This is a genomic window from Spongiactinospora sp. TRM90649 (assembly GCF_029382225.1).
In the GTDB taxonomy this organism is placed as follows: domain Bacteria; phylum Actinomycetota; class Actinomycetes; order Streptosporangiales; family Streptosporangiaceae; genus Spongiactinospora.
In genome coordinates this window covers 31,924-56,953 of sequence record NZ_JARLTC010000017.1, presented here as the reverse complement: position 1 = coordinate 56,953, position 25,030 = coordinate 31,924, and the positions used below count along the sequence as shown (strand labels likewise).

Genomic DNA, 25,030 nt, shown 5'->3' with positions numbered 1-25,030 from the left:
CGGCGCTTGCTCCGGCCAGCAGACTTCCCAGCACCGCGGTCAGCAGCACGAGGACAGCGCCTAATGGCACTCGTCGAGGAGCTCTGCGACACCGTCGCCGTGATGGCCCGCGGGCGCGTTGTCGCCGAGGGCCCCCTCCAGGAGGTCCGTGTGAAGGGCGGTCCCGCGGGCAGGGGCTGCGGGAGGTATCCGATTCACGAGAGGGTGAGCGCTCATGCCGGCCGGATCGAGCCCGAAGCGGGAGCGTCAGTACGAGCACATCAAGGAGAGCGCGGAGAAGCGCGGCACCGGGGAGAAGCGGGCCAAGGAGATCGCGGCGCGGACGGTGAACAAGGAACGCGCCCGCTCCGGCGAGTCGAAGACCGCGAGCCGTACCTCCACCCACGACATCTCCTCCGGCCGCCGCGGCGGCCTGCGCACCCGCGCGGGCGGCCGTACCCGCGACCAGCTCTACGCCGAGGCCAAGCGGAAGGGCGTCAAGGGACGCTCCTCGATGACGAAGGCACAACTGGAGAAGGCCGTCGGCTGAGCGAACGGAAGGAGGCCCAAGCGCGCCACGGTCATCAACCGCACGCTCAAACCGTCTCCCGAGCCGTCCGACACCGGGTCGCCGGCCGCGCACCCGATGCCCGCGCCGTCCCAGTGACGCCATAACCGGCCGTTCCAGGCTACGCACGGGTCGCATGGGTAGGGGAGCGTCATGGTGAATACGAGCGGTCTGGAAAGGATGCTGACCGGGCTGCTGGAAGCCAGTCACCTGGTGACGCTGGACGATATACCGGCGGTGGTGAATCGTCACGCCGCCCAGGCGGGGCTGGGGGAGGTGGTCATCTATCTGGCCGATCTCCAGCAGAGGTTCCTGCGGCCGCTGACGGCGGACTCGGCCGCCCGGTTCTGCCTGGCGGCGAAGGCGCGTCCGCCAGACCTGGACGCCACGGACGAACTGCTTCGCGTGGACGGCACGCTGGCCGGGCGCGCGTTCCAGGAGGTTCGCCCGTTGCGGCAGCAGGACGAGGATGGGCGGCACCTGTGGTGGTTGCCGTTGCTGGACGGCACCGACCGACTCGGGCTGCTGCGGCTGCCCGGCCTTTCGGCGGAGCCTCCGCCGGCTGGGCAACACCTGGCCTCCCTGGTGGCGTTGCTGCTGGTCAGCCACCGCACCCACAGCGACACCTACGCGCGGCTGATGCGCTCGAAGCCGATGACCATCCCGGCGGAGATGCAGTGGCGGCTCATTTCGCCGCTGACCTGCGCCACCCCGAGGGTGACCGTCGCCGCGGCGATGGAACCGGCCTACGAGATCGGTGGCGACACCTTCGACTACGCGTTCTGCGGCGACACCCTGAGCCTGTCCGTGTTCGACGCGATGGGCCACGACCTGTCGGCCGGGCAGGCCGCCAACCTGGCCATGGCCGCCTGCCGCAATCATCGCCGCCAGGGCATGGGGCTCGACGCCAACAGCGAGGCCATCGAGCGCGTGCTGATCGAGGAGTTCGGTCGCGCCAACCTCTTCGTCACCGCCGTCATGGCCGAGCTCGACCTGCGGACCGGGAAGCTCGCCTGGGTCAACCGAGGCCATCCGCTGCCGGTTCTCATCCGCGGCGGGCGGTGGAGCACGACCCTGGAGTGCCCGCCCGCGCATCCGATGGGCATGGACATCGGGCTGCCCGTCAAGGTGTGCCGCGAGCAACTGGAGCCCGGTGACCGGCTGTTGCTCTACACCGACGGCATCACCGAGGCCGGCGCCGCGCAGGGGAACGAGTTCGGGCTGTCACGGTTCGTCGATTTCATCATCCGCCACCACAGCGACGAACTGCCCGTGCCCGAGACCCTGCGCCGGCTGATCCTCGGCGTCCTCACTTACCACGACGGCCGGCTCGGCGACGACGCCACCGTGCTCCTCGCCGAATGGCGCGGCGCGGCGCACGAACCGCTGCGGCCGACCGGCTGAGTCAGGCCCACCGGTCCAACGGCGTCTCCCTGCGGCCGGGTCGATACCTGGACGGCTTTCCTTACGAGCTCTTAATATCTAGCAGTCTAAAGTGCTAGGAAGCTAGATAAATGGAGTTGCCGGTGATCGAGTTCCATCTGGACGGCAGGTCGGGTGTTTCGCCGTACCTGCAGTTGGTCCAGCAAGTACGGCAGGCGCTGCGGCTCGGCCTGCTGCATGAGGGCGATCAGCTGCCGACCGTCAAGGAAGTGGTGGCGCACTTGGCGATCAACGCCAACACCGTCCTGAAGGCCTACCGGGAGCTCGAACACGAGGGCCTTGTCGCCGCTCGGCCGGGGGTGGGCACGTTCGTGACCGCGACGCTGGCCGCACCCTCGCTGGTCGCGCACGGCCCGCTGCGGCTGGAGCTGCAGCGGTGGCTGGCCAAGGCCCGCAGGGCCGGTCTCGACGAGGAAAGCATCGAGGCGCTCTTCATGACCACCTTTCGGAACGCCGCCCAGGAGGACATAGCGTGACTTCCGCCCTCAAAGCCGAACAGCTCGGCAAAAAGTACGGCGGGCGCTGGGCGCTGCGCGATTGCACCATCGACATCCCCGCCGGGCACGTCGTGGGGCTGGTCGGGCCCAACGGCGCGGGCAAGACCACGCTGCTGAGACTGGCCAGCGGCCAGCTCGAACCGACGGCGGGCGCCGTGACCGTGCTCGGCGGCCGACCGGCCAGTGGGCCCGCGCAACTGGCCAAGGTCGGATTCGTCGCCCAGGACACCCCCGTCTACACCGGGCTGAGCGTCGCCGAGCACCTGAAGCTGGGCGCGCGGCTCAATCCCGGCTGGGACGCCGCGATGGCGCAGGAGCGCGTCGCGCGGCTCGGTCTCGTTCCCACCCACCGGGCGGGCAAGCTGTCCGGCGGCCAGCGCGCCCAGCTCGCCCTCACCCTGGGCCTGGCCAAACGGCCCGAGCTGCTGATCCTCGACGAGCCGGTCGCCTCGCTCGACCCGCTCGCCCGCCGCGAGTTCCTGCAGGGGCTGATGGAGGCCACCGTCGAGCACGAGTTCAGCGTGGTGCTCTCCTCCCACCTGGTCTCCGACCTGGAACGGGTCTGCGACTTCCTGATCGTCCTGACCGACTCGCGCGTACAGGTCACCGGCGAGGTCGACGACCTGCTGGCCACCCATCACCGGCTCACCGGACCGCGCCGGGATCCCGACCGGCTCCCCGCCGATCAGCAGGTGATCTCCGCACGCCACACCGAACGGCAGAGCACCTACGTGATCCGTACCGACGCGCCGGTCCTCGACCCCGCGTGGACGGTCAGCCGGCTCAGCCTGGAGGACCTCGTCCTGGCCTACATGGAAAAGCGCGCCGCCGAGAACCGGCCGGCTCTGGAGGTACAGCGATGATCTGGCTGACCTGGCGGCAGTTCCGCGGCTCGGCCATGATGATGGCCGCTCTGCTCGTCGTCGTCGCCGCCGTCGTGGCGCTGACCGGCCCGACCATGTGGCAGCAGTACGCCCAAGGCCTCGCCGAGTGCACCACGGAAGCCAAGTGCGAAGGGTTCTACGACGGATTCTTCGACGAATACATGATTCCCTTCTTGGGGATCACGCTCGCCGTACTGCTCCTCCCGGCGCTCGTCGGGCTGTTCTGGGGGGCGCCACTGATCACCCGCGAGCTGGAGGCCGAGACACACCTGCTGGTGTGGAACCAGAGCATCACCCGGGCCCGCTGGCTGACGGTCAAACTCGGCCTCATCGGCCTGGTCGCCGTGGCCGCCGCCACCCTGTGCGGCCTCATGGCGAGCTGGTGGTCGGGACCGCTGGACAGATCGGCGGAAGCCGGGTGGGCCGTCATGGACCCGCTGGTGTTCAGCGCGCGCGGAATCGTCCCCATGGGGTACGCCGCGTTCGCCTTCGCCCTGGGCGTCACGATGGGAATGCTCTTCCGGCGCACGTTGCCGGCGATGGCGCTCACGCTGCTCGTCTTCACCGCCCTTCAGGCGACGATGCCGGTGCTGGTCCGGCCCCACCTCATCGCCCCGATCACCTCCACGTTCGAACTGGCCATGGTCAGCGTCGACGGTTTCGACATCACCCGGGACGGACGCTTCCATGTGCAAGTGAACCCGGTCATCCCCGACCACATGGGCGCTTGGGTCCTGAAGAGCAACGTCATCGACGCATCGGGGCGCGTCGTCGACGACGGCCAGGGCAGGGCCCAGGTTCAGGGCGTCTCCACGACGTCCGGACCCTGCGGCCGAGGCGGCGGGCCGGAGACCGCCGGGCTGTGCATGGCCGAGGTCAACCGCCTCGGCTACCGGCAGCAGGCCACCTATCAGCCCCTGGATCGCTTCTGGCCCCTGCAGTGGATCGAGACCGGGATCTATGTGGTGCTCTCCGCCGGACTCACCTGGTTCTGCTTCTGGTGGATCAGAAGGCGCCTGTCATGAGGACGAAGGGCGCGGCCGCCGGACTGGCCCTTCTCCTGGTGGCGTCCTGCTCGGCACCGGCCCCGCCGCGCAGCGAGGGAGCGAAGACCACCCTGGGCGGGACGGCGGCGTGTACGCGGCCCTCGGGTGCTCCCGCAGCGGAGACGCCCACCACGGCCGACATCATCGAGCAGGCCTATTACTGCATCCTGGACAACTACTACAGCGGCGCCACCCTGGACGCCCGCTCGCTGCTGTCCGCCGGGTTCGTCGCCCTGACGCAGGAGCTCAACCGCAACGGACGCGACCTGGCCGACGCGTCGATGCCTCCGCTGACCGGTGACAAGAAGGGCGACTGGGCCGCCTTCGAGGCCGCCTACCGGAAGATCACCGATCAGGTCCCCGACTTGCGCGACGAACTGGCCGTCGTCACCCTCGAAGCCATCGTCGCCGCCCTCGGCGACAACCACGCGCGCTGGGCGCGCGGCGGCGGGCGGCCCCCCGACTACTACGACGGCGACGGGTACGGCCTCGGCCTGGAGGCGAACGCGGTCGCCGACAACCTCGGCGTCGCCCTGGCCCCGCTGTTCGTCACCGCGGTGCAGGGCGGTGCGGCGCGGGCCGCCGGTGTGCGCGTGGGCGACGTCATCGAGTCGATCAATGATTCGGCGCCCTTCGTCGACGGGCGGGCGACCCGCTCGATCGCCGCCCTCTACCCGCGATACCCGGAGGCGCGCCCGGTGCGGCTGCGGGTGCTGCGGCAGAGCACCGGCCGCCGCTGGAGCGTGACGCTCAAGCCCGGTCTCTACCAGCGGGACCTGGCCACCCTGCAAGTGGTGCAGTCGAAGCTGCTGGACGACGACATCGTCTATGTGCGGCTGCGCGGGTTCGCTCCCGATTCCGCGACCCGGGTCCTCAAGGCGATCTCCCGGCTGCGGAAAGGCCGGACGCCGCCCGGCGTCGTGCTGGACCTGCGCGGCAACGGCGGCGGCAGCCCCGTGGAGGCGACCCGGCTGGTGAGCGCGTTCGGTCACGGCAAGGTCACCGCCTACCAGTGCGCCGCGGACGGCACGTGCGCGACCTCGCGGACCGACGACACCGTCGAGCTGGTCGGCCTGCCGCTGGTGGTGCTCACCGACCGCCGCTGCGCCTCGGCCTGCGAACACGTCAGCTCCGCCGTCAAGGACCTGCGCCTGGGCCTGCTGGTCGGCACCAGGACCGCCGGGGTCATCTCCGGCCCGGCACAGTCGTACCTGCTTCGCAACAACACCACGCTGGGCTTCCCCGCCAGGCACCACCTGGGGCCCAACCGCGAGGTCATCGACCGGGTCGGCGTGCCGCCCGACCATTACGTGCCCCTGACCTCGAAGGACGCGGCCGCCGGGCGCGACCCCGCCCTGGCCAAGGCCCTGACCTTGCTGCACAAGTGAATGGACCTCCCGATGAGACAGATCCTGGCCGTCGCCGCGGGACTGGTCGTCCTGGCCGTGTCCGCCTGCTCTGTGCCCCCGCCGCCCCGCTCCGCCGCCCCGTCGGCCACGCCGGCCGGGCCGGCCACCCTGCCGGCCCCCACCGGCAGCCATCCGGTCGGCACCACCGCCCTGCATCTGAAGGACACCTCCCGCCCCGACCCCTGGGACCTCGACGCCGACGCCAGGCAGCTCAAGGTCACCCTGTGGTATCCCACCGAGCGGCGTGACGGGCGGCGGGCCCCGTACATGACGCCGAAGGAATCAGAGCTCCTCCTGAAGGGCTCGGGGATCGCGGGCGTGCCGGACGACACGCTGAGCAGGACACGCACCAACGCCGTCAAAGACGCCGAACCGGCGGGGCGGAAGCTGCCGCTGGTGGTCCTGTCGCCCGGCTTCACCAAGCCGGTGAGCACACTCACGTCACTGGCCGAGGATCTGGCCAGCCGAGGGTACGTCGTGGCCGGGATCGACCACACCTACGAGAGCTACGCGACGACCCTCTCCGACGGGCGGGTCGCCGAATGCCTCGCCTGCGACAGCGACACCGACCCGGGCTTCGGCACGGGGGTGGTCGCGGGCCGGGCGGCCGACGTCTCCTTCGTCCTCGACCAACTGACCGCCAAGTGGGAGCATTCCAATCTGATCGACGGCTCCAGGATCGCGATGGCGGGCCAGTCGATGGGCGGGGCCGGGGCCATGGCGGCCATGCTGAAGGACTCCCGGGTTCGCGCCGGAATCGACATGGACGGCTCCACCTACGCCCGGATCCCCAAGAGCGGGTTCTCCCGGCCGTTCATGTTCCTGGGTTCGGAGCAGCACGCGTCCGGAGGCCGCGACAGCACATGGGACCGCGACTGGAAGCTGCTGACCGGATGGAAGCGCTGGATCGTGCTGACCGGCTCGGACCACCAGTCCTTCACCGACGGCCCGCTGCTGACCGGCACCCTCGGCATCGAACCCGTCTACGGCGCGCTGACCGGGGCGCGCGCCGCAGAACTCACCCGCACCTACGTGGCGGCCTTCCTCGACCAGCACCTGAAGTCGCGGCGGCAGCCCCTCCTGGACAAGCCGTCATCCCGCTACCCCGAGGTCACGTTCTGCCCTGCGACGTGCCGTCGGCCCTGAGGCTCCGCATCCAGCCCCGCGCCCGGCTGCGGGCTTCACGGTCCCGGAGGGAAGACGCGAACCGTCGCCTTCCGTGCGCAGGTCCACCACCAGGCCCGCCGTCCTGGCCTGAGCGACCAGTTCCGGCACCTCCCCGGTGACGGGGTCCCGGTGCAGCGCGACCAGGCTCAGCTCGTGGCCGAGCAGATCGTGCATGTCCCCGGCGATGCGGGTGCGTTCACGGGCCCGGGCCTGCTCGGCGATCACCCGCCGGGCCCGTTCCAGCTCCTCGGCCCGCTGCCGGCCCGGGGGGCGACGCGGCGAGGCCGCCCGACGGTCAGGGCGTGGGAGGGATCGTCGGGGGGACGATCTTCAGGACGAGCAGAGTGAGCCCGTAGGCGGCGAGGGCCCCGTTGATCGGCTGGAAGTAGGTGGTGCCGCCGGTGGAGCAGTTGCCGGAGCCGCCGGAGGTCACGCCCTGCGCCTGGGTGCCGGAGATGAACGGCGCACCGGAATCGCCGGGTTCGGAGCACACGCTGGTGCGGGTCAGGCCGGAGACGGTGCCGCTGGGGTAGGTGACGCTGGCGTTGCGCTGCTGGACCGTACCGCAGCGCCAGCCGGCCAGGCCGGTGGTGCATACGGTGGAGCCGACCACCGACTCCGCGGATCCGGTGATGATCTCGAACCGGCCGCCGCCCCGCACCGCGGCGATGGCCCTCCAGCCGGGGTTGAGCGCGACCCAGAGGTGGTCGTTCCCCGGGAAGGACGCCGCCTGCACGACGCCGATCGGAATGTTCCCGGACAGCGGGTAGACGAGGTCTCCCTTCTTGCCGCAGTGTCCCGCCGTGACGAAGCCGTCCCGCTTCCCGCGTTTCACCATGAAGCCGATCACGCAGCGGCTCGACGATCCGATCCGGACCACGTCGCCGCCCGCGACGTCGGTCACGTACGGCACCGGCCGCTCGGCGGTGACCTCCACGCGTACCGCGGAGGGGTCCACACCGCTCTCTCTGACCAGCGCTTCACCGGAGGCACGGTCGGCGGCCTGCACGACGACGCTGTTCGTCACCACGTCCACGTGCCAGCCGCGGATCTCCGCGCGGCCGGCGCCCGCCTCGTCGAGCGCGCTCTTGATCGCGTCCAGCTCAGGCAGCGCGCGGGCCACGACCTTGGCCCGCGCGCCCGCCGAGGTGACGGCGGCGACGCCGGTGGCGTCTGTGGTGGCCACGACGAGGTCGCCCTGCGGGGTCACCCACGACCCGCCGTACCGGGAGGCCAGCCTGTCCCGCAGCACCGGCGCGATGTCACGCGCCCGCTCCTCCGCGGCCAGCCGCGCCGACGCGCCGGCGGCGGACAGACCGAGGTCGCGTCGCATCGCCTCGACGACCCCGGGCGGCGGCTGCGCACCCGGCTTCGCCTGGACGGGCGCGGCGGTGATCAGGAGCGCCCCGGTCGCGAGCGCCACGCCCGCGATTAAGGACCGGTTTCTGTGCATGGCGGTCTCCTCCCGTGGCCATGCCAGGAACGTACGGCGAATCTGGGCGCACAGGAGCTGCCAATCAGGACATCTCTGCGGTGTTATGTCATCCGGCACAGCCCTCTGCGTCTTTCCGGCTCGGTCAGCCGCACAGCGCCACGCGGTAGAGGGCCGGACGCCGCCTCGATGTCGGCGAGCTGGACCGCGAGGATCTCTTCGAACGCGGCGCGGCGGTCCGGACGTCGCGGGCGAAGTGGGCCAGAGCCGTGAAGCGGTCGGGGTCGGCGCCGAGTACGGCGAGCCTGAGCCGGCAGACCTCGCCGGTAAGGGCCCCCATGGATTGACGCATGCCCATATCGGCATATGATGGGCGCCATGGCACGAGCAGCGACGACGTCGGACGTCTTCAACGCGATCGCCGAGCCGCAGCGCAGGGAGATCCTGGCGCTGCTGCGGGCGGGTGAGCGGCCGGTGACCGAGTTGGCCCAGGAGCTGGGGATGACCCAGCCGCGGGCGTCCAAACACCTGCGGGTGCTCCGGGAGGTCGGGCTGGTGCGCGACCGCAAGGCGGGAAAACAGCGCCTGTACGGCCTGGACGCCCGCGGGCTGCGGCCGGTCCACGAGTGGACCGGCGGGTTCGAGCGGTTCTGGAACGAGAGCTTCGACCGCCTGGACGCCTACGTGCAGGACCTCAAACAGGCAAGTCAGGAAGGAAACGACCGATGAGCGAGACGGGACAAGGAGCGCCGGGGCAGCCCGCGGCGGCCGACCGCGAGATCGTGATCTCCCGGGTCATCGACGCCCCACGGGAGCTGGTGTTCGAGGCGTTCACCGAGGTGCGGCACCTGTCGCGGTGGTGGGGACCGGAGGGGTTCACCACCACCACGCGGTCCTTCGAGTTCCGCGTCGGCGGGGAGTGGGACTTCGTGATGCACGGCCCGGACGGGACGGACTACCAGGAGTGGATCACCTGGACCGAGATCGTCCCGCCGGAGGGGATCGCGCTGCTGCACGGCGAGTACCGCGGCGACCCGAACGCCTTCGAGTCTGTCCTCGCGTTCGCGCCCGACGGCGCGGCGACCCGGATCGAGATGCGCACGGTGTTCCCCACCAAGGAACTGCGCGACGAAGCGGTTGAGAAGTTCCACGCGATCGAGGGCGGCCGGCAGACCCTGAGCAACCTGGCCGCCTACGTCACCGAGATCGTCCGGAAGGGAGCCGAGGGCTGATGGCCGGGAAGGTGTTCTTCAGCGTGTCGATGTCGCTGGACGGTTTCATCGCACCCGAGTCCCTCGGGGAACTGATGGGGCGGCAGTGGATGGAACTGCAGCGGTGGATCTTCCCGACGCGGTTCTTCCGGGAGAACCTGAAGCTGGGCGAGGGCGGCGAGGAAGGGCGCGACGACGACGTCGCGCGCGAGACGTTCGAGCGCACCGGCGCGAGCGTGATGGGCAAGCGCATGTTCGACGCCGGTGAGCGGATGTGGCCGCACGAGGCGCCGTTCCACACGCCGGTGTTCGTCGTGACACACGAGAAGCGTGACCCCTGGGAGCGGCCGGGTGGGACCACCTTCCACTTCGTCAACGACGGCATCGAGACCGCTCTCGCCCAGGCCCGCCAGGCCGCCGGCGACCGCGACGTCCGTATCGCGGGCGGCGGAGCGACGATCCTGGAGTACGTGAACGCCGGCCTGATCGACGAGTTCTCGATCGCGCTCTCGCCTGTGCTGTTCGGTGCCGGAATCCGCCTGTTCGAGGGCGTGGACGCGGGCCGCGTGGCCCTGGAGCAGGTCCGCGCGGAGCCGACGCGGCAGACGACCCACCTGACCTACGCGGTCCGGGAGCGGTGACCGTCTCGGCCTCGGCCGGAAAAGGTAAGTGATTCAGATCTTGACGGGTTACTCCGCCCGGCTACCTTTTCATTAGGAAACTTTCCTAATCGCAGGACGGGTGGTACCGTCCACGTGGAAGGGCCAGATCATGAAAATGAGAAAGGTCGCCACTGCTCTCTTCGGTGGGGCGCTCATCGCCGCCACAATGATCACCGGCACGGCGGCACCCGCACAGGCCGAGCCCACTTCCTGTTCCATCGGCAACGCCCCCGACGGGTGGGGGTACACCAGTTACTGCGCCGGCGGCACCGGCTACCACGTGATCGCGGTGATCTGGAGGCACCCCAACCCGCAAATGCCCGAGTCCGGAGTCTGGTACGGCGAGTGGGCGCCCGTCGGCGGCACGTCCGTCGTGTACATCCCCTACAGCAGGGAGATCGTCCGCGTGACCATCGGGAAGAGAGACTGATGACCGGGCGATACCGAGGTCAAGGAACATCGGTACAGCCATAGGCGGTACCCGAAGCGCGGATGGCTCGCCCGGCCTTGGGCCGGGCGAGCCATGTGGTGGATGTCAGGAATATCGTGGTCATGGACCCGATTCATGGAGCGCCGGTGATTACTGCGGCGCTGGACCGCTAAACCACTAGAGGACCATGTCGGCGATGCCGAAGCCACCGATGCCCCGGGAGACGCCGCCGTCGAGGGGAGGTTCCTTCGGTGAGGAGGACTTCGTCCTGATACCGAAAGAGTCGAGCCGGGCCCTAGGAAATGACTAAAGATCAACAGGGGCCGGGTTCTCGCGGTTCGTCAGCGCTGCTTGTCCTCGTCTCCCGCGACTGTGAGGGTGAAATAGGTCGTCTTGGTGATGCCGCCGGAGGTCGCGGCGAAGGCGATGGGATAGGTGCCCGGGGGAGCGGAGGCCGAGACTCTGATGGTCGCCGTGGTGGATTGATCGTCTCGGATGATGTCGACGGTCGTCCCCGCAGGGCTGCCGCTGGAGGACAGGGTCACTGGCTGGGCCGTGTCGGGCGTCAGCTCGATCTGGACGGTGGTGAATCCGCCGGGGCCGACCGTGGCCGAGGGCGGTTCGACCGTGATTCCGCTGAGAGTGGCGGAGGGGCTGGGCACCGGGCAGGTCGGCTCGCCGACCTGGACGGGGACGCGGATGGCGGTCCACGCGGCTTTGGTCGCGTTCATCTCGGGACAGCCGTAGAGGTTCTTGGCGGCCACCACGGTGGCCAGCCGTGCCCTGGCGTACGACCAGCCAAGGGTCTTGCGCTGGAGCCCCTGGTAGAAGATCCGGGCGGCCTTCTGGATGCCGATGCCGGTCAGTGGGGACGGGCCCGCGCAGACCGGGCTGGCGGGTTTGCCCGGCGGGTTGGTGCCCTCGGCGAGCAGGTAGAACCAGTGGTCCTGCGGTCCGCCGTCGTCGAGTGTGCCCTGGGAGGGGGGATAGCAGCTCCGATGACTCGTCAGTGCGGGGTCGTACATGTGCATCACCGGTCCGGTGCCGTCCACGTTCGCCTCCTCGCCGATCAGATAGTCCGGCTCGTCCAGGGCGAGGGGGTGGTTGACGTAGTGCTCCGTCAGGGTGCCGAAGATGTCGTTGGCCGACCGGTGCAGGGACCGCGCCTCCAGGCCGTCCCCGTCGTAGGAGCCGGATTTCTCGTAGACGATGCCGCCGTACTGCCAGCCGACCATGTCGAGGGAGGTGAGCTGGTTGGTGCGGGCGGTGTTGTGGCCGAAGACGGTACGGACGCCGTCCCAGTAGGCGTCGACCCGGCTCAGGCCGACGGAGGACGGGTAGGAGCGGCCGGCTCCGTCGACGCCGTTGCGTCCCAGCCAGTCGCGCAGCATGTCCCAGTGCTTCTGCGCGGCGAACATTACGTCGACGCAGGCGGTCTCCAGGTTGGTGCCGGTTCCGTTGCCCCAGACGTCGGTCGTCTTGGTGAAGACGGGGCCACCGAGCCGGCCACAGCTCAGACCTGGACGGAATGGGTCGTTCAGGGCGTACTGCCCCCCGGAGTGCAAGGTCTGGATGGTCACCGGGTTGCCGTTGAAGTAGCTGTTGCCTGAGCCCATGAGCGCCTGGCCGGAGGAGAGGCTTCCGTCCGCGCCCGCACTGTGCGCCGTGGTGAGCCGGGACACCGTGCTCGTGGTCTCCGCGCCGCTCGCCGGCGCCGTCGCGCCCATGGCGACGACCGTCGTGAGAGCTAACGCTCCCAGCGTGGTTTTGGGGTTCATACGTGATGACTCCTTGTTCGCAAGGAGCCGTGGCCGGCCAGGGCTGCCCCAACGGTGACATCAATATGAGGGCCGGAGAACCCCATGAATCAACTATATTTCGGGCGTATGTCGTGAATAGCGCTCTCAACGGGCGCCGGCGTAGGTCGAACCGCTCCACGGCGCCGAGTGACACCCGGACGCCGTCCAATTACGGGCATGGTCGAACATCGCGTCCTGCGGCCGTACAAGGTTGGTACGGAAGGAGAGCGCCCTCCCACGGGCAGGGGCACGGTGGCGGGCATGTCGAGCATCGGCACGAACAGCGCGTCCCGGGAGATGACGTTGACCGAGACATCGATGCTGCCGGTCTGCGCCGCGACGGAGTCGACCCAGCCGTTGACGGCGCCCTCGTCCAGGGCGTCCACGATCGCCGTCTCGGCCAGGCCGCCTTCGCGCCGACGAGGCCCGGTCCAGCCACTGGGCGTCGTCAGACCGACCGCATGGCCTCCGCCTGCTGCTCCGGCAGGACGTCCAGCCGATCCATGAACGGGTGCAGCAGCGGGTGCAGGCCGCTGAAGGGCATGGCTCTGGTTCCGCTCCCACGAGCTTCCCTGACCTGAGGCCACGAACGGAAACGTCGGTCGTGATGGATACCTTCACCCACCATGAGCACCCCCTACGACTGGTCCGCCGTCTTCCCAGAGCGGGACCGGGTACCCGAAGGGTCCGACCCGTCGCCGACGGACAGTTACGCCTTGCGCCCCCCGGCGGGCGAGGCGGACGTCCGTCAGCTCGAAGAGCGGCTGGGCATGGAGCTGCCGCCGAGCTACCGGCGGTTCCTGCTGTTCGCCAACGGCTGGGGCGACGCCGACGACGAGTACTGCCTGCGGTCCACCACGACCGCCGGGTGGTTCCGCGACCTCGAATCCTGGTTCGTCGAATACTGCCTGCCCGAGGGCCACGCGCCCCGCAGCGTGCCTGACGAGCTCTATTTCGTGTACGGCGAGAAGCAGGACTGCATCAACCTCAGGGAGGAATACCTGCCCGACCTCCTCCTGGTCGGGCACTGGGACGACGGGTGGACCCTTCTCAATCCCCGCGTCACGACCGCGGACGGCGAATGGGAGGCGTGGTTCCACGCACCCTGGCTCCCCGGCGCGAACCGCTACAGGTCGTTCTGGGACCTCATGGAGCACGAGAACCGCTGATCACCGACCTCGCCGCCGATCTGTTCGCGCGTGGGGACGGCCGGGTCAGCGGTAGCGGGTGCGGCCGGGGAGGTGGCGTGGCGTCTCCGCAGCGCGACCGCCAGGAGGGCGACGGCGACCAGCGGTACGGCGATGGCGGCGTAGGCCTGGCCGTAACCGGCGGCCAGATCCTGCGCCGGACCGGCCTGCTTCGCCGTCAGCGCGACCAGGGCGGCCAGGCCGGCGGTCAAGTCTCGCCAGGACCCTGTGCGGGGCAGTCGTCATGACGGGCTCTGTGCCGCCGCGCCGGAGGTGAGAGCCGCCTGGACGATGCGGAGTGCCTCGGCGGCGTCGATGCCGACGCTGGCGATCACGGCCGCGTAGTCGGCGGCGGCCTGGCGGGCCCGTTCGCGGCCCTCCCCGCCGGCGGCCGACACGAACGAGCCCGCTCGCCCGCGTGTTTCGATCAGTCCTGCCTCCTCCAGCTCCCGGTAGGCCCGGCCGACCGTGTTGACGGCCAGGCCGAGGTCTGCCGCGAGGTGGCGGATGGTCGGCAGCCGGGCGCCCACGGCCAGCGTGCGGTCCTGGATCTGCCGGGCGAGCTGGGCTCGTAGCTGTTCGAACGGCGGCACCGGCGAGGCCGCGTCGATGACGATCATCGGGCGCTCATGGCCTGCCGGGCCACCGCCGCGCTGGACGGCGTCTTGAAGCGGAGGGCGACGAGGGCGACCATGCTCAGGATCAGGTAGGCGACCGCGGCGGCGCCCCACCAACCGGGCGCGGTGCCGAACAGCAGCACCATGGGCAGCGACAACTGCACGCTCGGCGTGGTGAGGTCGCGGGCGTCCTCGACGCGCATGATGACGTCGGCGGTCAGCGACTCCTCGTCCTCCGCCACGACCGGGTGCCGCAGCAGGTGGCGTAGCTGCATGGCGTTGATGGCGGTCAGGCCGAGCAGGCCGATGAGCAGGACGACGGCCACTTGCCGCACGGTCGGGTCGGGTACGGCCAGCGCGCTGCCCGCCAGCGCCATCGCGCCGGCGAAAGCGGCGGCCGTGAAGACGGCGTACGGCCGGCCGAGCAGGGTCCGCCAGTCGGGCTGGATCAGGTGGGTGGCCCTGCGGGACAGCGTCGCGCCCGCCCGCTGGTCGACGCGTCGCACCCACCAGTCGAGCAGCGACTGTGCGAGCAGCAGTCCGGCCATCAGCGCGGCCAGGGCCAGCAGGGGCAGCAGGCGGAGCCGGTCGCCGCCGAAGACCGAACTGGCGGCGAGCGCGCTCGCGAGGATCAGCACGCACAGGATGACCGGGGTGACGATGCGGGCGCGTTCCCGGATCGCCAGCCGGCGGGCCAGCAGCGGGGTGGGGCGGGCGTCGGTCAGGCCGTGCCGGGTCAGCCAGGCGCTCGCCCGCCGCAGGTCGGTCGCACCCGCCGGCGGGCCGGCGTCCGGTAACGGCTCATGGGTCATGTCGGCTCCTTTGTCGCAAGCTTTGTAGCAAGATGATGCGACATTTCTTGCGACAAAGTCAACGCCTCCTCGGCTCACGCCTCGGGATAGGCCATGAACACGGTGCTGACGGTGCGGGCGTCGTCGTCCGGTTCCTCGCCCGAGTACTTCATCAGCAGCGCCACGTACTCCTCGAAGAACGCCTCCAACTGCCCCAGCGACACGCGGATGCTTCCCCGTGAGTAGGGGAACGCGTCGTCCCAGCCGCCTTGGTCGGAGGTATCGGCGAGCGCCTGCTGGAACTGCTGGATGTCGGCGGCGAACGCGCGCGTGTTCATCTCGTCCAGTACGGCACGCGTCTTGGCGTCCTGTCGGCTGCGCCGGGGGAACCTGAAGTCGGCCATGACGAAGCGCCACCATCGCTCCCGTCCGTGCCCCTTCTCCGGAGCTTCCTCGACGAAGCCGTGTTTGGCCAGCTCGCGCAGGTGATAGCTGGTGGCGCCGGTGTTGAGGTCGAGTTCGCGGGCGAGCGTGGCCGACGTCGCGGGGCCGTGCTTGTAGAGGTGGTCGAGGATGCGCCGCCGCCGCGGGTGCGTGAGCGACGTCAGAGCCTCCAGGTCGGTGATCTCGTGACGCGCGGGCTCTCCAGCCATGGTCGCCAAACTAACTGTGCACAATCCGCTGTGCAACTTTCGCCGCCCTGACCTGGCCGGACTCTCCAATGAGTGCACAATCCATTTGCACAATCCATTGTGCACAGTCATTGTGTACTCATGAACCTCGTCTGGAAGACCCTCCTGGCGGCCGGAGCGACGTTGGCCGCCCTGCTGCCCGCCCCTGCGGCGCAGGCCCACTCGTGCGCCGGAGCGACGGCCCCCTGCGACGGCGAGCTGCTCGTGCCGCTCGACTGGTCGAACCCCGAGTCGGAGAAGATCTCCGTCGCCTACCTGTGGATCCCGCGCGGCGATCGCAGCCGCCCGCCGCTGACCACCGCGATCGCCAACGGCGGTGGTCCCGGCCCGCTCGATCCCTCCTACGCGGGTCTGGGCAAGGCGCTGCTCGGGCCGCTGTCCGAGCGGGTCGACGTCCTCATGGTCGAGCCGCGCGGGTTCGGCGAGTCCTCCCCGCTGTCGTGCGACGGGCTCGACGTCACCCGGCCGAGCACGATCGAGGCGTGCGCGCGCCAGATCGGCGACCGGGGCAGGTTCTTCACCTCCGACCAGGCCGCCGCCGACGTCGACGCGGTCAGGGCCGCGCTCGGCGTCCGCGACGTCACCTTCGTCGGAGTCTCGTACGGCACGCTGCTCGGCCAGGCCTACGCCACCCGCTTCCCCGAGCACCTGCGGGCCATGTTCCTGGAGAGCGTCATCGGCACCGGCGACGACGGGTACGTCGAGCAGGGCTTCCGCAACCAGCGCAAGCTCGGCCTGGCCGCGCTGCGGGCCGCGTGCCGTCGCTCACCCGCCTGCGCCAGGCGCAACCCCGATCCGGCCGCGCTGTGGGACAGGCTGCTGAAGCGGCTGCGCGCCGAGCCCGACCCGAAGCTGCCCATCCGCCGGACCGGCCACCTGCTGACCGCCGCCGCCGTCCCCGACGCCAGGTCCACCCTGGCCGCGGCGAACGCTTACCTGAAGGGCGACCCGGCCCCGTTACACCGCCTGGTGGGCCGCGCCGCGCCGCCCCCGCCCGACAGGTCCCCCGCGCCGGCCCTGTTCACCTACTACTGCGGCGACGCCAGGTTCCCCTTCGACCGCGACGCCCCCGCCGCCGAACGCGTCCGGCAGCTCGACGCCCACGCCCAGCGCCACCACGTCTACGCGCCCTACCGGCCTTCCGAAGTCGCCGGGCCGGTCGCCGACTGGACGCGGCAGTGCGCTTACTGGCCCACCCCGCGCCAGAGCCCACCGGCCACGGGCAGCCGGCCGAAGGTGCCCGTCCTGGCGATCAGCGGCCAGTTCGACTCCGACACCTCCCCGCTCGACGCCGCCTCCGTCGCCGCCCTCTATTCCAAGGGACGCGCCTACACCGTGCCCTTCGCGGGCCACGGCCAGTTGTTCGGATTCAACCCGGTCGGCGGGTGTCTGCAGGGCGTGCTGCGCTCCTTCGTCGCCGATCCGGCCAAGCCGGTGCGCCTCGGCTGCTCCGCGGAGAACTACCGGCTGCTCGGCGGGTTCCCCGTGCGGGCGCGCGGGCTGGCCATGCCGTACGGCGACGAGCTGAACGGCGAGCGGCGCCGGACCGTGGCGGCGGCCTTCGCGACCGCCGCCGACGCGATCGCGCCCCTCAACCCGAACTCCCTCGCACCGCCGCCTCAGACCGAGCCCGGCCTTCGCGGCGGCAGCATCCAGCGGGCCGAGGACGGTACGGTAACTCTCCGCCAGGTCCGGTACGTCCAGGACGTCCAGGTCTCCGGAACCGTCCGCCTCGACCCGGAAACCGGAACCGCGACCGCCGCCCTCACCACCGTGCCCGGAGGTCGCCTGTCGCTGAGCTGGCGGCCCTTCCGCGCCGAGGACCAGACCGAACTGCGCGGCGAACTCGACGCCAGGCCGTTCACCGTACGGATCCCCGCCCAGTAGGCGCGGGCCGCCTGGTCTCAGCGGTCAGGGCATGGGGCGCCGGGATGGCGTTCGCGCAGGAAGCGCAGCAGCGGGATGGTGTCGTTCCTGGCGGGAAGTGGTCCTGCCGCACCTGTCGACGCCATCGACGTGATGTCTGAGCGCCCCTGATTCTTTACGGCGATGTCGCCGATTCATCATGTGCACGGCGGGTCGGTGTCAGCCCGCGGGAGTTTGCTGGCGAGCGTCCCACTCTTGTGTAAGAGGAGCTAGTTCACGTGCCCACCTCTCGTCGTACCCTCCTGGCCGGTGGCGCCGCCGGCATCGGTCTCGCCGTCGCAGGCGCCGTCCCCGCTCTGGCGCAGGGCAGCCCGGGCCGGCCGTACGAGCCCGCCGGCAACGGCCGCGTGCCCTTCCCGCCGCTCGTCGACGACCCCCAGGGCATCCTGGCCCTTCCCAAGGGCTTCAGCTACGCCATCGTCACCCGGACCGGCGTCACCCGTCTCGACCGCGGGCAGGGCCTGACCCCGTCCGACCACGACGGCATGGCCGTCTACAACGCCGGCCGCGGCCGCTACACCCTCATTCAGAACCATGAGATCGACCCGGGCGCCGAGTTCGGCGTACCGCACGTCAAGGGCACCGTCTACGACCCGGGCGCCGTCGACGCCGGCGGCTGTACGGTGATCACGACGGACCGCGCCGGCCGCAATCTCGGCGAGTACGTCGCCATCTCCGGCACCGTCTCCAACTGCGCCGGCGGCCCGACCCCGTGGGGGACGTGGCTGACCTGTGAGGAGACCGAGGACCGCGCCGGCGACAAATGGGAGGAGGGCGGCCGGAGCGGCGCCTTCCAGAAGGACCACGGCTACGTCTTCGAGGTCTGGGCCGACGGCTCCGCCGACCCGACGCCGATCAAATGCCTGGGCCGCTACGCTCACGAGGCTCTGGCGATCGACAAGGACCGTACCAACATCTATCTGTCCGAGGACGCCGACGGACCCAACGGCCTCTTCTACCGTTGGACCGCTCCCCGTGGCGGCAAGGTCGGTCCGGGCACGCTCACCCGCCTCGCCCCGACCGCCGGGACCCTCGCCGCGATGCAGATCATCATGGACGACGGCTCGGTGCTGCCGGACGTCGCCTACCTGACCTCCGCCCAGCTCGGCCGTCCGTTCCCCGTGCGATGGATCAACGTCCCCGAGCGCGACGCGAAGACCACGCCCGTGCGCAAGCAGTTCGCCGATGGTCAGGTCACCCGCGGACGCAAGTTCGAGGGCGTGTGGGGTACCGACGAGGGCGTGTACGTCGTCAACTCCTACGCGTGGGAGGACGGCGACCTCCCGGCCGACGCGGCCCCGCACGACGGCATGGTCTGGTTCTACGACTACCGCGACCAGACCATCCAGCTCGTCACCTACTTCCCTCACCAGAGCACCGCGGAGGAGGGCGCGCCGGCGAAGTACGGCGACCTGACCTTCGACGGCCCGGACAATCTGACCGTGACCCCGTGGGGAAGCCTCGTGCTCGCCGAGGACGGCGCCGGAGCCTCCCACGTGCTCGGCGCGTTCCCGGGGGGCCCGACGTACGCCATCGCCCGCAACCAGCTCAACGACTCCGAGTTCTGCGGGCCGACCTTCACCGACGACGGCAAGGTGCTCTTCGTCAACATGCAGGACCCCGGCCTCACCCTGGCCATCACCGGCCCCTGGCAGAAGTACCTGGGTTGATTCGACCGGGCCGGGCTGAGGAGCAGGGGCCGCACGATCCGGTGGGCCCCTGCCGCCCGGCTCGATGCCGGCCCTTCGCGCACTCATCACTGGCCCCGCTGCCGCTGGCCACCCTGTTGGAGTCGGTGCCCGGCCTGGACCTGTTCCAGATCGTCCAGACCGGCCCCCGTGACGCTGCGGCTGCGGCCGCCTACCTCGCCGAGATGCGCGCCGCCCGCACCAGTGCCGACGACCAGGCTCGCTGGCGACACCTGGAGCGCGCGCACAACTGTTGCAGACCGCCTGAGGCGCCCAGTTCGGCGATCGCGCTTGCCGAGAAACGGCAGGGCCTAGACTGCTACGCCATTGTTCCGTCCATCGTCGGAGAGTGCGGGCATGCGGGGAATTCTCATCGGTCTGGGCGTATTACTGGCCCTCACGGGTTGTTCCGGTATCCAGGAGGACGTGCGGGACGGCGTGCAGCAAGGAACCGTGGAGGGGACGCTGAACGTCATGGGCAGGATCGCCGTCGAGGAGGCCGCGGGCGTCAAGCTCAAGGATGAACTCGACTGCGTGGCGAAGCCGTTGGACGGGGATGCTCACCAGGTCGAATGCGCGGGCCATACGAAGGATGGCAGGAAGGCGTCCGTGAAAGGGAGCGTGACGTCCGTCGATGCCGCCAAGGGAATCGTCCGCGGCAAGCTGGCCCTTGCCTTCGATGGGAAAGACCTCGGCGTGAAGGAATGCGTCGGCGTCTGCTGACGCGATTCGTAGCGGGGGCGCGCATCCGGCCGCACGGTGTGCGGCCGGATCGGGGCGGCCACCGAGTTCGGCGGTGGGTCAGGGGGCCCGGTCGAAGGTGGTGGGCCAGGTCCTCAGGGCCACCTCGGAGAGAAGGGCGTCGCCGTTGCCACGGCTGTCGGTGATCGAGACGCGCAGGTGGCGGGCCGGGAGGCCGCCCGCGGGCGTCCAGTCGTAGTCGTCGGTGCGGCGCATCGTGTACGTGCGCACGGTCCGCCAGTCGGTGGTGACCGCAGTCTCGACCGTGGCCGACTCGGCGTATCCGGGTTTGAGCACCACGCCCACCTCGCCGATCCGGTAGTCGTCGTCGAGCGTCAGGGTCCAGCGGCGCACGGGCGGGGCCGGGCCGTCCGCGGCGGCCGAGTGCCAGTAGTCGATGCTCCCGTCGATCGGCCCGTACGGCTGGAGCGAGGGACGGCTCGGCGCGGTGACCGTCAGGTCGGTCTGGATGGTCGCCTGTCCCGCCTGGTACATCCCCCACAGGTCGAGCCGCTTCTCGGTGGGACGCGTGTATGTGCCGCCGATGACGCCTTCGAGCCGGTCGTAGTAGACGGTGAAGATCGTGCCGTCGTCGAGTTCGACGCTCCCCGGGTAGGACATGTCGGAGGAGGGGAAGTAGACCCAGCCCGACTGTGGCGTCCGAGGCGTCTTGTAGATCATCTTCCCTGCGGTGGCGCCCCAGCCCGCGACGGGGTCGTAGAACCTGCCGACCACCGGCCGCGAGGACGCGAACGCGCCCGAGACGTCACCGTAGGTGAGGAAGAAGGCGCCGCTGCGCAGCTTGAGGAAGTTCGGGGCGTGGCCCTTGAGGCCGGGGACGTCCACCGGCGCGGTCCACGTCGCGCCGTAGTCGAAGGACTCGCTCTGCCGCATCGTCCCGCTCGGGTTGCCCGCGGTGCGGGCGAGCAGCAGGACGTGCCCGCCGCCGAGGTCGGCGAGCGCGGGCTCGCTGTAGCCGATCGTGCCCGACGTGCCGTCCCACATCACCACGCGCTCGTCCGACCGGTTCCAGGTCGCACCGCCGTCGTCGCTGCGCAGCACATGGACCCCCCACGTCCCGAGCGATCCGTCGGTCGCGCGGATCGTGTAGACGGGCAGGAGCAGCGTGCCGTCGTCCAGTTCGACCAGTTCCCCGTCGGACGCCATCTGGCTGGTGGGGAAGTCCCAGAGGGTGGAGTCCAGGGTGGTGGCGGCCGACCACGTCACGCCGTTGTCGGAGGAGCTGCGCAGGTAGACCTGACGGCGGTGCTTGTTCGGGCGGGCAGGCGTGTAGTCGAAGTACGTCATGAGGAGCCTGCCGTCGCGCAGCACGGTGAGGCTCGGTTCCTTCTCGTCGGGAATCGCGGGGTCGTCCACGATGATCTGCCGGGCCGACCAGGTGCGGCCGCCGTCGGTGCTCCGGCGCGCGGCGATCTTGCTTGAATGGGAGTGGCTGGGGCCGTAGGAGTAGGCGACGTACAGGTCGCCGTTGGCGAGCCGGGCGATCGAGGGGAACCACGCGCACGGCACGGTCTCGTTGGCCTGCCGGTTCGTCGCCGCGTCCGTTCCCAGCGCGGGATCCCATGGCCGGCATCCGCCGGGCTCGGGGGCCTCGATCAGTACGTCGGGCGTGCCCGGATCCGTGATCGACGGGCCGGCGGCCTGTGCCGGTACGGCGGCTCCGGAGACGAGGGCCGCACCCAGGGCGGTCGTGAGTAACCAGCGTGAGAAATTCCGCATCTCTACCTCCTGCTTGCAGGAGATCGAATGTGAAATATCGTTCCATGTCAATGTCCGCTGGTTTCGGGCTCACGCGTCCATGCGGTGCGGGGAATGAGGTGTTCAGCCGCCGTCGGCGACGACGGCGACGTTCACCTGCCACAACCTCTGCGGAATCGAGCACCGGGGCCTGGTGTGCAGGCAGGCGTGGTCGGTCACGGTGCTCACGACGGCGGAACCGGCGGCGTGCGTGCGGTACACCTCGGACAGCGGCTGATCGGTCGGGTATCCGCCACGGGTCAGGACCTTCACGAGAGCCGGTCCGCCGACGACGGTCGGGCGGTACATCGCGGGGAGGGAGATGCCGAGGGTCTGTCCGAGGCGGAGGGCGATCGTCCTGCCGTTGTCGGCCTCGGTGAGCATGACGCTCGGCTCGGCGGTGGCGGTGGCGGTGGCGGTGGCGGTGGCGGTGGCGGTGGTGGCGGTGGCGGCGTTGCCGAGGCAGGCGACGCGCGCGGTGGCGGCGCACCCGGCCGATTGGGCGGTCGCCGGTGTGGCGAGCATGGTCAGCAGGCCGACGATCGTGCTCAGGCCTAAGGTCATCCGTTCTGTCCGAGTCATGGCTGTGCACCTTTCGGGGACGGCGCCGACCCGCAGGCCGAGACACCGCACGATGGGATTCCGGCAGACGCATCGTCAATGGGTGACCCTGCCGGTGTCAATGACCCGCCGGCGCCCAGGCCGCGGCGGCCATGGGCTGCCCGTTTAGGGTGGGCGCATGGCCGAACGGCGTCCCTTGCCATGGAAGGACGACCATCATGCGGATCGCAGTCTTCGGGGCCAACGGCCCTACCGGCCGCCTGCTCACCGAGCAGGCACTCGACGCCGGGCATGCGGTGGGGCGGTGAGGCCGGCCGGGTTGGGCCGGCCTCGGGGTGAGGGCGGGTCAGGAGACGGCTATGCGAGTGGTCTTGTCCGGGGTGGTGGCGAGGCGGTGCTTGCGTTTGGGGAGGCCGTAGGTGGGGTGGGAGGTGGCCCATAGGGCCATTTTGAGGATGGCCGCCTTGATGTACGCGCCTTTGCGGCCGCCCTTGTACGTCGGCTTGGCCCGGCCTTCGGTGTCGACCAGTTGCAGGATCCCGTCATGTCGTCCGAGGCTGATGTGGTTGTACGTGTAGACCAGTTTGGTGTTCGCGATCGGGCGGCCGGTCAGGCGTCCCACGATCGCGTCGATGGCCTGGCGGCCGGTGTAGCCGGCCGAGGCGCAGGACATCGGGAGCGGGCGGTCGTTGTCGCCGATGGCGTGGACGCTGTCGCCGATGGCGTACACGTTGGGATGTGAGACCGACCGCATGGTGCGATCGACGATGATCTGGCCGGTCTCGGTGACGTCCAGCCCGCCGGCGGCGGCGATGGGGGTGACGGCGAAGCCGGCCGTCCACACGGTCGCGTCGGACGCCAGGGTGGTGCCGTCGGCGCACAGCACCCGCGTGGCTTCGACGGCTTCGACGCTGGTGTGCTCCACCACGGTGATGCCCAGCCGGTCGCAGGCCCGGCGCAGGTGGTCGCGGGCTCCGGGGGAGAGCCGCGCGCCCAGTTCGCCGCGGGCGATGAGCGTCACCGACAGGCCGGGGCGGGATTCGGCGATCTCGGTGGCGGTCTCGATGCCGGTCAGCCCGTCACCGACGATCAGCACGTTTCCGCCTTCGCCCCGACCGTCCAGGCCGTCCAGGTGTTCGCGCAGGCGCAGCGCCGGGGGGCGGCCGGTGACGTTGAAGGCGTGCTCGGTCACGCCGGGGACGCCGTGGTCGGCGACGTGGCTGCCGAGCGCGTAGAGCAGCGTGTCGTAGCCGAGTTCGCCGCCCCCGCCGTCGGCGTCAGTCAAGGCGACGACCTGACGTTCGGGGTCGATGGCGGTGACGCGGGCCAGGCGCAGCCGGATCCCCGTGTCCGCGAAGACGTCGGTGAGCTTCGGGGCCTCGATCTCCTGGCCGGCCGCCACCTGGGGCAGCCGCATTCGCTGGACGAAGTCCGGCACGGCGTTGACCACGGTGATCTCGGTGTCCTGCGGGGACAGCCGGCGTGCCAGGTTCCCGGCCGCGTAGGCCCCGGCGTAGCCGGCGCCGAGGACGACGATGCGGTGCTTCACGGTTCGCTCCTGTCGGTTCGCTCACTTCTGGTGGGGTCGCCGTGCGCCTGCGCGGAGAGGTCCTGCCAGTCGGCCCAGGTCTTGAGCCGGTCGGCGTAGACCTGCTGGAGCATCGGGTAGAAGCCCTGGCCGAAGAGCACCCGCAGGGGCGGGTCGCCGGAGTCGACGATCTTGAGGAGTGCCCGGGCCGCGGCGGCCGGGTCGCCGGCGGGCTGCTTTCCCGCGAACGCGGCGATGCGCCGGCGAAGGCCGTCGTAGATCGGGTCGGGCTCGGTCAGGTGGCCGTTGTTCAGGGGGTCGGGGTTCTGGCCGGACCGGGTGGCGAAGCCGCCGGGCTCGATCACGGTCACCTTGACGCCGAAGTCGGCGACTTCCTGGGCGAGGGATTCGTTCAGGGCTTCCAGAGCCCACTTGGAGGCGCTGTAGGCGCCGCTGAGCGGCATGGCGATGAGCCCGGCCGCGGAGGAGAGCTGGATGATGTGCCCGGCACCCTGCTCGCGCAGGTACGGCAGCACGGCCTGAATCACCCACACCGCGCCGAACAGGTTGGTCTCCAACTGGTCGCGCAGGTCCTGCTCGGTCAGCTCCTCGACCGCGCCGACCTGGGCGTAGCCGGCGTTGTTCACGATGACGTCGAGTCGGCCGAAGCGCTCCCTGGCCCGCCGCACACTCTCGAAGACGGCGGCCCTGCCGGTCACGTCCAGCGCCAGCGGAAGCACCGCCTCGCCGTGGGCGGCGACCAGCTCGCCGAGGTCGTCGGGGTTCCGGGCGGTCGCGGCCACCTGGTCGCCGCGGGCCAGGGCGGCCTCGGCGAAGTGGCGGCCCAGGCCGCGGGACGAGCCGGTGATGAACCAGACCTTGCTCATGATGACTTTCCGTTCCTTCCGCACGGCGTCCTTACGACCATGCGGCGTCGGCGCCCCGGGCTTTGTGACAGTGCGGTCGTATGACGTGTGTCACCGGTCGCGGGTGTCACAGAACGGTGGCCACCGG

At 70.4% G+C, this 25,030-nt stretch carries 27 protein-coding genes; 15 read left to right on the top strand and 12 right to left on the bottom strand.

What is annotated here, in order from left to right; translation table 11 throughout:
• The first annotated feature begins 214 nt into the window (after positions 1–214).
• The 7 genes from P3X83_RS21370 (at position 215) to P3X83_RS21340 (ending at position 6,972) form a co-directional block, all read left to right on the top strand.
• Positions 215–529 carry a hypothetical protein gene (locus tag P3X83_RS21370; RefSeq protein WP_277306926.1) on the top strand — a complete coding sequence of 105 codons (315 nt, stop codon included), beginning with the start codon at positions 215–217 and terminating at the stop codon, positions 527–529.
• A 171-nt stretch (positions 530–700) separates the two neighbouring features.
• Positions 701–1,951: a PP2C family protein-serine/threonine phosphatase gene (locus P3X83_RS21365; RefSeq protein ID WP_277306925.1), complete on the top strand. Its 1,251-nt coding sequence runs from the start codon at positions 701–703 to the stop codon at positions 1,949–1,951.
• A 122-nt stretch (positions 1,952–2,073) separates the two neighbouring features.
• Positions 2,074–2,466: a GntR family transcriptional regulator gene (locus P3X83_RS21360; protein WP_277306924.1), complete on the top strand. Its 393-nt coding sequence runs from the start codon at positions 2,074–2,076 to the stop codon at positions 2,464–2,466.
• Positions 2,463–3,350, top strand: coding sequence for an ABC transporter ATP-binding protein (locus P3X83_RS21355; RefSeq protein WP_277306923.1), 888 nt, complete (start codon positions 2,463–2,465; stop codon positions 3,348–3,350). Before P3X83_RS21360 ends, P3X83_RS21355 begins: the two co-directional genes overlap by 4 nt.
• Positions 3,347–4,396 carry an ABC transporter permease gene (locus P3X83_RS21350; RefSeq protein ID WP_277306922.1) on the top strand — a complete coding sequence of 350 codons (1,050 nt, stop codon included), beginning with the start codon at positions 3,347–3,349 and terminating at the stop codon, positions 4,394–4,396. The genes P3X83_RS21355 and P3X83_RS21350 overlap by 4 nt, the downstream gene beginning before the upstream one ends.
• The gene (locus P3X83_RS21345) at positions 4,393–5,805 is read left to right on the top strand and encodes a S41 family peptidase (RefSeq protein WP_277306921.1); all 1,413 of its coding nucleotides are present in this window, start codon (positions 4,393–4,395) and stop codon (positions 5,803–5,805) included. Before P3X83_RS21350 ends, P3X83_RS21345 begins: the two co-directional genes overlap by 4 nt.
• 12 nt (positions 5,806–5,817) lie before the next feature.
• Positions 5,818–6,972, top strand: coding sequence for an alpha/beta hydrolase (locus P3X83_RS21340; protein WP_277306920.1), 1,155 nt, complete (start codon positions 5,818–5,820; stop codon positions 6,970–6,972).
• Here P3X83_RS21340 and P3X83_RS21335 read toward each other — a convergent pair.
• From P3X83_RS21335 to P3X83_RS21325, 3 genes are all read right to left on the bottom strand, one after another.
• On the bottom strand, positions 6,919–7,218 hold the full coding sequence (locus P3X83_RS21335; protein WP_277306919.1) for a histidine kinase: 300 nt from the start codon (positions 7,216–7,218) through the stop codon (positions 6,919–6,921). The two genes, P3X83_RS21340 and P3X83_RS21335, sit on opposite strands and share 54 nt — an antisense overlap.
• A 70-nt stretch (positions 7,219–7,288) precedes the next feature.
• Positions 7,289–8,446: a S1 family peptidase gene (locus tag P3X83_RS21330; protein WP_277306918.1), complete on the bottom strand. Its 1,158-nt coding sequence runs from the start codon at positions 8,444–8,446 to the stop codon at positions 7,289–7,291.
• Positions 8,447–8,570: 124 nt separating this feature from the next.
• Positions 8,571–8,765 (bottom strand): hypothetical protein, encoded by a 195-nt coding sequence (locus tag P3X83_RS21325; RefSeq protein ID WP_277306917.1) that lies wholly within the window; start codon positions 8,763–8,765, stop codon positions 8,571–8,573.
• Positions 8,766–8,803: 38 nt separating this feature from the next.
• Here P3X83_RS21325 and P3X83_RS21320 point away from each other — a divergent pair, with 38 nt between their 5' ends.
• From P3X83_RS21320 to P3X83_RS21305, 4 genes are all read left to right on the top strand, one after another.
• Positions 8,804–9,154 carry a metalloregulator ArsR/SmtB family transcription factor gene (locus P3X83_RS21320; protein WP_277306916.1) on the top strand — a complete coding sequence of 117 codons (351 nt, stop codon included), beginning with the start codon at positions 8,804–8,806 and terminating at the stop codon, positions 9,152–9,154.
• Entirely contained in the window at positions 9,151–9,657 is a 507-nt protein-coding gene (locus P3X83_RS21315; RefSeq protein WP_277306915.1) for an SRPBCC family protein, read from the top strand. The genes P3X83_RS21320 and P3X83_RS21315 overlap by 4 nt, the downstream gene beginning before the upstream one ends.
• Positions 9,657–10,277 (top strand): dihydrofolate reductase family protein, encoded by a 621-nt coding sequence (locus P3X83_RS21310; RefSeq protein WP_277306914.1) that lies wholly within the window; start codon positions 9,657–9,659, stop codon positions 10,275–10,277. The genes P3X83_RS21315 and P3X83_RS21310 overlap by 1 nt, the downstream gene beginning before the upstream one ends.
• A gap of 130 nt (positions 10,278–10,407) precedes the next feature.
• Complete coding sequence (locus P3X83_RS21305; protein ID WP_277306913.1) at positions 10,408–10,728, top strand: hypothetical protein; 321 nt, start codon at positions 10,408–10,410, stop codon at positions 10,726–10,728.
• Positions 10,729–11,069: 341 nt separating this feature from the next.
• Here P3X83_RS21305 and P3X83_RS21300 read toward each other — a convergent pair whose 3' ends face one another.
• On the bottom strand, positions 11,070–12,506 hold the full coding sequence (locus P3X83_RS21300) for a M4 family metallopeptidase (RefSeq protein WP_277306912.1): 1,437 nt from the start codon (positions 12,504–12,506) through the stop codon (positions 11,070–11,072).
• A gap of 647 nt (positions 12,507–13,153) precedes the next feature.
• Here P3X83_RS21300 and P3X83_RS21295 point away from each other — a divergent pair.
• Positions 13,154–13,696 carry an SMI1/KNR4 family protein gene (locus P3X83_RS21295; protein ID WP_277306911.1) on the top strand — a complete coding sequence of 181 codons (543 nt, stop codon included), beginning with the start codon at positions 13,154–13,156 and terminating at the stop codon, positions 13,694–13,696.
• Here the strand turns inward: P3X83_RS21295 and P3X83_RS21290 are convergent.
• From P3X83_RS21290 to P3X83_RS21275, 4 genes are all read right to left on the bottom strand, one after another.
• A complete protein-coding gene (locus P3X83_RS21290) occupies positions 13,654–13,926 on the bottom strand; it encodes a hypothetical protein (protein WP_277306910.1) in 273 nt (90 codons plus the stop codon). The two genes, P3X83_RS21295 and P3X83_RS21290, sit on opposite strands and share 43 nt — an antisense overlap.
• Positions 13,927–13,956: 30 nt before the next feature.
• Positions 13,957–14,334 carry a GntR family transcriptional regulator gene (locus tag P3X83_RS21285; protein ID WP_277306909.1) on the bottom strand — a complete coding sequence of 126 codons (378 nt, stop codon included), beginning with the start codon at positions 14,332–14,334 and terminating at the stop codon, positions 13,957–13,959.
• Positions 14,331–15,143 (bottom strand): hypothetical protein, encoded by an 813-nt coding sequence (locus P3X83_RS21280; RefSeq protein WP_277306908.1) that lies wholly within the window; start codon positions 15,141–15,143, stop codon positions 14,331–14,333. Before P3X83_RS21280 ends, P3X83_RS21285 begins: the two co-directional genes overlap by 4 nt.
• A gap of 74 nt (positions 15,144–15,217) precedes the next feature.
• On the bottom strand, positions 15,218–15,775 hold the full coding sequence (locus P3X83_RS21275) for a helix-turn-helix domain-containing protein (RefSeq protein WP_277306907.1): 558 nt from the start codon (positions 15,773–15,775) through the stop codon (positions 15,218–15,220).
• A 120-nt stretch (positions 15,776–15,895) separates the two neighbouring features.
• On the opposite strand from P3X83_RS21275, the gene P3X83_RS21270 reads away from it, so the two are divergent.
• From P3X83_RS21270 to P3X83_RS21260, 3 genes are all read left to right on the top strand, one after another.
• Complete coding sequence (locus P3X83_RS21270) at positions 15,896–17,701, top strand: alpha/beta fold hydrolase (protein WP_277306906.1); 1,806 nt, start codon at positions 15,896–15,898, stop codon at positions 17,699–17,701.
• Between the two features lie 257 nt (positions 17,702–17,958).
• Positions 17,959–19,410 carry an alkaline phosphatase PhoX gene (locus tag P3X83_RS21265; RefSeq protein WP_277306905.1) on the top strand — a complete coding sequence of 484 codons (1,452 nt, stop codon included), beginning with the start codon at positions 17,959–17,961 and terminating at the stop codon, positions 19,408–19,410.
• 375 nt (positions 19,411–19,785) lie between these two features.
• Positions 19,786–20,151 carry a hypothetical protein gene (locus P3X83_RS21260; protein ID WP_277306904.1) on the top strand — a complete coding sequence of 122 codons (366 nt, stop codon included), beginning with the start codon at positions 19,786–19,788 and terminating at the stop codon, positions 20,149–20,151.
• Between the two features lie 78 nt (positions 20,152–20,229).
• On the opposite strand, the gene P3X83_RS21255 is transcribed toward P3X83_RS21260, so the two are convergent.
• The 4 genes from P3X83_RS21255 to P3X83_RS21240 all read right to left on the bottom strand — a co-directional run bounded on the left by P3X83_RS21255 (position 20,230) and on the right by P3X83_RS21240 (position 24,903).
• Positions 20,230–21,909, bottom strand: a complete 1,680-nt coding sequence (locus P3X83_RS21255; protein WP_277306903.1) for a sialidase family protein — start codon at positions 21,907–21,909, stop codon at positions 20,230–20,232.
• 102 nt (positions 21,910–22,011) lie between these two features.
• Positions 22,012–22,491 (bottom strand): hypothetical protein, encoded by a 480-nt coding sequence (locus P3X83_RS21250; RefSeq protein WP_277306902.1) that lies wholly within the window; start codon positions 22,489–22,491, stop codon positions 22,012–22,014.
• Between the two features lie 343 nt (positions 22,492–22,834).
• Positions 22,835–24,037, bottom strand: a complete 1,203-nt coding sequence (locus tag P3X83_RS21245) for an FAD-dependent oxidoreductase (protein WP_277306901.1) — start codon at positions 24,035–24,037, stop codon at positions 22,835–22,837.
• Complete coding sequence (locus P3X83_RS21240) at positions 24,034–24,903, bottom strand: SDR family NAD(P)-dependent oxidoreductase (protein ID WP_277306900.1); 870 nt, start codon at positions 24,901–24,903, stop codon at positions 24,034–24,036. Before P3X83_RS21240 ends, P3X83_RS21245 begins: the two co-directional genes overlap by 4 nt.
• Positions 24,904–25,030: the final 127 nt, after the last annotated feature.